Annotated in this window: 4 protein-coding genes; 3 read left to right on the forward strand and 1 reads right to left on the reverse strand. The window is 55.6% G+C overall.

Annotation, left to right across the window (positions count from 1 at the left end; genetic code table 11):
- The first annotated feature begins 104 nt into the window (after positions 1-104).
- The 3 genes from UF64_RS14265 to meaB all read left to right on the forward strand — a co-directional run bounded on the left by UF64_RS14265 (position 105) and on the right by meaB (position 5,427).
- Entirely contained in the window at positions 105-2,153 is a 2,049-nt protein-coding gene (locus UF64_RS14265; RefSeq protein ID WP_044829282.1) for a methylmalonyl-CoA mutase family protein, read from the forward strand.
- Between the two features lie 2 nt (positions 2,154-2,155).
- A complete protein-coding gene (gene scpA / locus UF64_RS14270; RefSeq protein WP_044829283.1) occupies positions 2,156-4,309 on the forward strand; it encodes a methylmalonyl-CoA mutase in 2,154 nt (717 codons plus the stop codon).
- A gap of 68 nt (positions 4,310-4,377) precedes the next feature.
- Positions 4,378-5,427, forward strand: a complete 1,050-nt coding sequence (gene meaB, locus UF64_RS14275; RefSeq protein WP_152630698.1) for a methylmalonyl Co-A mutase-associated GTPase MeaB — start codon at positions 4,378-4,380, stop codon at positions 5,425-5,427.
- Here meaB and UF64_RS14280 read toward each other — a convergent pair.
- Entirely contained in the window at positions 5,365-6,234 is an 870-nt protein-coding gene (locus tag UF64_RS14280) for a hypothetical protein (protein WP_044829284.1), read from the reverse strand. The two genes, meaB and UF64_RS14280, sit on opposite strands and share 63 nt — an antisense overlap.
- Positions 6,235-6,412 lie beyond the last annotated feature (178 nt).

Here is a 6,412-nt window from a genome sequence, read left to right on the forward strand (position 1 = left end):
CCGGGTACTGGGAATCCGTAGTAGAATAGAATTTGGCAAAGTTCCGGGCAGAGACCCCATATGGAGTCGCATCATGACCGGAACAAACCAAGCCGGGAGAAACCATGTCCGACCCGCTAAAGCTCGCATCCGAATTTCCATCTGCTGATTATGCAAGTTGGCGCAAGCTTGCCGAGGAGGCCCTTAAGGGTGCACCGTTCGAGAAGAAGCTTGTCACCAACACGCTTGATGGTTTTTCCGTTCAGCCGATCTATACCGCCGATGATCAGGATGACGCGACCCGGCTGATCCATGAAGTTCTTAATGCCACGGTCGAGCCGCGCGAAACCGTTACCGGGTGGGACATCCGCCAGCTTCACACCCATCCCGATCCCAAGGCGACCAATGCCGCGATCCTTGAGGATCTTGAAAACGGCGCCACTTCGATCACGCTGAAACTTGATGCCGCTGCCCGCGCCGGGCGCGAAATCAGTTCTGCCGAGGTGGGCGTGGACGGGGTCGCCATTCATTGTCTGGCTGATCTCGATGCTGCCCTTGTTGATGTTTACACCAACCTTGCCACCGTCGGGCTTGATGGCGGGGCGGCAGGTGTTCCGGCCGCAGCCCTTCTGGCAGCACATATTGCAAATACAGATGGTGCGGATGAAGCCGCACCGGCCTTTAACATCGATCCGATCGGAACGCTGGCAGCGACCGGCACCCTGCCCTGTGGCGCCAAGGAAGCAGTTGATCACGCGGCAAGTATCGCGGTTGAGCTGATTGATCTGTTCCCGCTGGCGACTGCGATTTCGGTGAATGGCGCCCCTTATTATAATGCCGGTGCCACCGATGGTCAGGAATTGGCCTGCCTGCTGGCAAGCGGGGTGACCTATTTGCGGGCTCTGACCGATGCCGGGATGGCGGTTGATCAGGCAGCAGGTGCGATGGTGTTTAACGTCGCCATCGGCACCGACTTCTTTGCCGGGATCGCCAAGCTGCGTGCACTTCGCATGATGTGGAGCCGCGTTCTTTCGGCATCGGCGGCCCAGGATGCGACGATCACGATCAATGCTGTTTCGGCCGAAATGGCGATGACCAAGGTTGATCCGTGGGTCAATATGCTGCGCACCACAGTCACAAGCTTTGCCGCCGGTCTTGGCGGTGCGGATAGTGTGACCTGCCTGCCCTATGATCATCTGATTGGCCTGCCTGATGGCTTTGCACGCCGCATTGCGCGTAACACCCAACTGATCTTGCAGGAAGAAAGCAACGTGCACCGGGTGATCGACCCGGCAGGGGGTTCGTGGTTTATCGAAAACCTGACCAAGGAACTGGCAAAGACCGCATGGTCGAAATTCCAGTCACTTGAATCTTCGGGCGGGATCCTGAGTACGCTTGCCAATGGCAGCCTGAAAACCGAGATCGAGACTGTCTGGAACGCACGTGAAAAGCGCCTTGCCACCCGTCGCGATCCGCTGACCGGTGTTTCGGAGTTCCCCAATATCAGCGAAGCCAAGGTCGCGTGCGAAGCCCCGGATCTTGATGCGATCATTGCCGATGCCAAGTCCCGCCAGACCAAGTTTGACGGCACGGTCGGCAAGAGCCTTGCGGCCATGATCGAGGCCGCGCGCGCAGGGGCCACCATCGGGCACATGTTTACCGATCTTTATGGCACCAGTGCCGCGACCCGTATCGGCGCGCTGCCCGCGCACCGCCTTTCGGAACGTTATGAAGTGCTTCGCAAACGGTCCGATAGCCATAAGGCAAAGACCGGTGCCTTCCCACAGGTGTTCCTGGCCAATCTTGGCAAGATCGCCCAGCACACCGCACGCGCGACCTTTGCACGCAACTTCTTTGAAGCAGGCGGGATTGAAGCCGTTACCAATAACGGTTTTGACAGTGCCGATGCGCTGGCATCCGCCTTTGCCGAAAGTGGCGCCAAAATCGCCGTGATTTGCGGGTCCGACCCGCAATATGCCGACATGGCAGCAGACGTTGCCAAGGCGCTTAAATCCAAAGGGGCCAGCCTCGTTTACCTGGCTGGCAATCCCGGCGATGCGAGGTCCGCTTACGAGGCAGCTGGCATTGATGAGTTTGTCTTTGTCGGGGCTGACGTTCTTGGCATTTGTGGTGCCGCACTTGATCATCTTCTTGGCAAACAGGGGGAGAAATAACCATGACCCGCATTCCTGATTTCTCCGACCTTCCGCTGTTTGATGGCGCATCCGCCGGCGCCAAGGACCCGTTTGAAAGCACGCCCTGGACCACACCAGAGGGGATTGATGTCAAATCATCCTATGGGCCTAAGGATCTTGATGGCATTGATCATTTGAACACCATGCCGGGCATGCCGCCATTTTTGCGCGGTCCTTATCCGACCATGTATGTGCAGCGTCCCTGGACGATCCGCCAATATGCCGGGTTCTCCACCGCAGAAGAATCCAACGCGTTTTATCGCCGTAACCTTGCCGCCGGGCAAAAGGGCCTTTCGATTGCCTTCGATCTGGCCACCCACCGTGGCTATGACAGTGATCATCCGCGCGTTGCGGGTGACGTTGGCATGGCCGGTGTGGCGATTGACAGCATCTATGACATGCGCACGCTTTTTGATGGCATCCCGCTTGATCAGATGTCGGTTTCCATGACCATGAATGGCGCGGTTCTGCCGGTCATGGCGCTTTATATCGCGGCCGCCGAAGAACAGGGTGTGAAGCATGAACAGCTTTCGGGCACCATTCAGAATGACATTCTGAAAGAATTCATGGTGCGCAATACCTATATCTATCCGCCGAAACCATCGATGCGCATCATTTCGGACATCTTTGCCTTTACCTCGCAAAACATGCCGAAATTCAACTCGATCTCGATTTCCGGCTATCACATGCAGGAAGCCGGTGCGACGGCCGATCTTGAGCTGGCCTATACGCTGGCTGATGGCATTGAATATGCCCGTGCCGGTCAGGCGGCAGGGCTTCCGATTGATAAGTTTGCGCCGCGTCTGTCGTTCTTCTGGGCGATTGGCATGAACTTCTTCATGGAAATCGCCAAGATGCGTGCGGCGCGCATGATCTGGGCCAAGCTGATCAAGCAATTCGATCCGCAAAACCCGAAATCGCTGTCGCTGCGCACCCATAGCCAGACGTCGGGCTGGTCGCTGACCGCACAGGATGTGTTTAACAACGTCATCCGCACCTGTGTCGAGGCGATGGCATCGACCCAAGGCCACACCCAGTCGCTGCATACCAATGCGCTGGATGAGGCATTGGCCCTGCCGACTGATTTCTCGGCCAGGATTGCACGTAACACCCAGCTGTTCCTTCAGCAGGAAAGCGGCACCACCAATGTCATCGACCCGTGGGGTGGTTCATATTATGTCGAACGCCTGACGCGTGATCTGGCGGAAAAGGCATGGGCGCATATCGCCGAAGTCGAAGAACAGGGTGGCATGGCCAAGGCGATTGAGGCCGGCATTCCGAAAATGCGCATCGAAGAAGCCGCAGCCCGCACGCAGGCCCGCATCGATAGCGGCCGCCAGAGCCTTGTGGGCGTAAACAAATACCGCGTGACCGATGATCGCCCGGTCGATGTTCTTCAGGTCGATAACGCCGAAGTCCGCCGCCAGCAGATCGCGAAACTTGAACGCCTGCGCGCAGAACGTGATAACGCGGCTGTTGAAAGCGCGCTCACGGCCCTTACCAATGCGGCCGATGGCGGCAATGGCAACCTGCTTGAGCTTGCCGTCGAAGCAGCCCGTGCGAAATGCACGGTGGGCGAGATTTCCGATGCGCTTGAAAAGGTCTATGGCCGTCATCAGGCGGTGATCCGCTCCATCTCCGGCGTTTATAAAACCGAGGTTGGGGCCGATAACGAGGCGCTTGCCAAGGTGGATCGCCTGATCACCGAGTTCGAGACCAATGAAGGCCGCCGTCCGCGTATCCTGATCGCCAAGATGGGTCAGGATGGCCATGACCGTGGTCAGAAGGTGATTGCAACCGCCTTTGCCGATCTTGGCTTTGATGTTGATATCGGCCCGCTGTTCCAGACGCCGGAAGAAGCCGCCAAACAGGCGGTCGAAAACGATGTTCATATTGTCGGCGCAAGTTCGCTTGCTGCTGGCCACCTGACGCTTGTGCCGCAGCTTCGGGCCGAACTCGACAAGCTTGGCCGCGAAGACATCATGATTGTTGCCGGGGGCGTGATCCCGCCGCAGGACTTCGACAAACTGTTCGAAGCCGGGGCTGAGGCGATCTTTCCGCCCGGAACGGTCATTGCCGAAGCTGCGGGCGACCTGCTAGAAAAGCTTAATCAGTCTGGTGAGGAAGCGGCCTGACGGCCCCTTCCCTGCCACGACACCCCGCTTTGCTGGCACAAGACGCGCCAAATTCTAAGGAACGCCTGGTGAAAGAAACGCTGCGCACCATACCTGCAGGCTCGGGCGGCACGGTCAGCCCGCGCAAGGCCGTGCGCAGACGTGTGCTTTCGACCGATGAAATCGTCAAAGGTGTTCTGGCAGGCGACCGTACCATTCTGTCGCGGGCCATCACGCTGGTCGAAAGCCGCAACCCGAAACATTTCGAGCAGGCCCAGGCGGTTCTGGCGCAATTGATGCCCGACACGGGCGGGTCGCAGCGCATCGGCATTACCGGGGTTCCCGGTGTCGGCAAATCGACCTTTATCGAGGCGTTTGGCAAGAACCTGACCAAGGCTGGCAAAAAGGTTGCCGTGCTGGCGGTTGATCCGACCAGTGCGCGGTCAGGCGGCTCCATCCTGGGGGACAAGACCCGGATGAACGAGCTTTCGATTGATCCCAATGCCTATATCCGCCCATCGCCCAGCAGTGGCTATCTGGGTGGGGTCAATCGCATGACGCGCGAGACGATCCTGCTTTGTGAGGCGGCCGGGTTTGATGTGGTTCTGGTTGAAACTGTCGGGGCCGGGCAAAGCGAAACCATGGTCGCCCAGATGACCGACTTCTTCCTTGTCCTGATGTTGCCCGGTGCGGGGGATGAGCTTCAGGGCATCAAGAAGGGCGTTCTTGAAATTGCCGATCTGATTGCAGTGAACAAGGCCGATGCCGATCCGGCCAAGGCCCGCGAAGCCAAACGCGAATATTCCTCCGCCCTTCGGATCATGCAGCCGACCAGCAAACATTGGCGGCCGCAATCGGTGATGGTTTCGGCCCTCATCAATGACGGGCTTGATAACATCTGGGATCTGATCAACCAGCATCGCACCGTGATGGAAAAGGAAGGCGAATTTGCCGCCAAGCGTGCGCGTCAGCAACATGACTGGATGTGGACGATGCTGCGCGACCGGTTGCTTGAAACCTTTACCGCGCGCGATGATGTGGCAAGCCGTCTTCAGGCGCTTGAGGGCGATGTCCTCTCAGGGGCCACTAATCCGACCAAGGCCGTCGAGGAGTTGCTGGCCCTTATCGACCTCAACTAGACCTTCACTAGCAGCAGTTTCTGGTTGAGTTTCAGTTTTCGTGGTTTGTTCAAGACTTGGAAGCACATCAACCCACCATTTTTTATATTGCTTGGTGGCTTCAACTAACTCCGGTGGAACCACATATATCGAGGTAAGTACCAAAACAACTTTGGCAATTTTCTTGCACCAACTAGATTCGGCATAAGCTTTGTCATAGTGCGCAACAGCTTGGTTTTTCCAATCCAAATCGCTTGATAATTTTGCAAGTTCTTCGTAACCAAATATCGGAATATGCCTCAACATCATTCTAAGATCACAAACTGAGTCCGCGAGCATCTTTGACAAAAAAGCTGGAGCCTCCGATGCATTAACGTGTTCAATAATCTCATCACTGAACACGTATTCTTTAATCTCGGTTACCTTCGCTTCCTCCAACTTCGAAATTGGAGCTATTCTGCGGTAAGTTGATGATACAGCCATAATGCCAGCCCAACTTTGAGGGTCTGATATGAGTTTTGATACGTTTCCCCAAGGTTGGTGTAACTGCTGCAAGTCAGTGAACTTAACAAACCTTGAAGCGGCTTTTTTGGCTAAATCCACTATCTGTGGATCTAGTAGCGGGTCATTTATATCGTTCAATGAACCTGAAAAATGCTCAAATCTCTCGCGAATTCTCCTAATCAAAAAATAGATTTCAGACTGATCCGGGCCAAACTCCCTCATTAAAACGTCGACCACACGCTCATTAGTTTGTTTCACCGTGATGCTGCTCAGAAACCGACACAAATCCACGATTTCAATTGCTGGATCAGTAGTAACAGACATGAAAACCACCTTGGATTTTATTTCATAAGTTTTATTTCACCTTATCAGCATAAAAAAAGCAGCGGTATTAGCCGTCAAGTATTAAAGCATAATGGTCACGCATTCTCGCATTGAGGATGGTGACCATTTTTCTGACGACGGCAATGATAGCAACCTTGCCGGGTTTTCCGTTTTCAGT

The organism is Thalassospira sp. HJ (assembly GCF_000948415.1).
Lineage (GTDB): Bacteria > Pseudomonadota > Alphaproteobacteria > Rhodospirillales > Thalassospiraceae > Thalassospira.

Bases quoted from the DNA above. Each gene is read 5' to 3' on its own strand.
- scpA (WP_044829283.1), top strand. From the start codon at position 2,156: ATGACCCGCATTCCTGATTTCTCCGACCTTCCGCTGTTTGATGGCGCA.
- UF64_RS14265 (WP_044829282.1), top strand. From the start codon at position 105: ATGTCCGACCCGCTAAAGCTCGCATCCGAATTTCCATCTGCTGATTAT.
- UF64_RS14280 (WP_044829284.1), bottom strand. From the start codon at position 6,234: ATGTCTGTTACTACTGATCCAGCAATTGAAATCGTGGATTTGTGTCGG.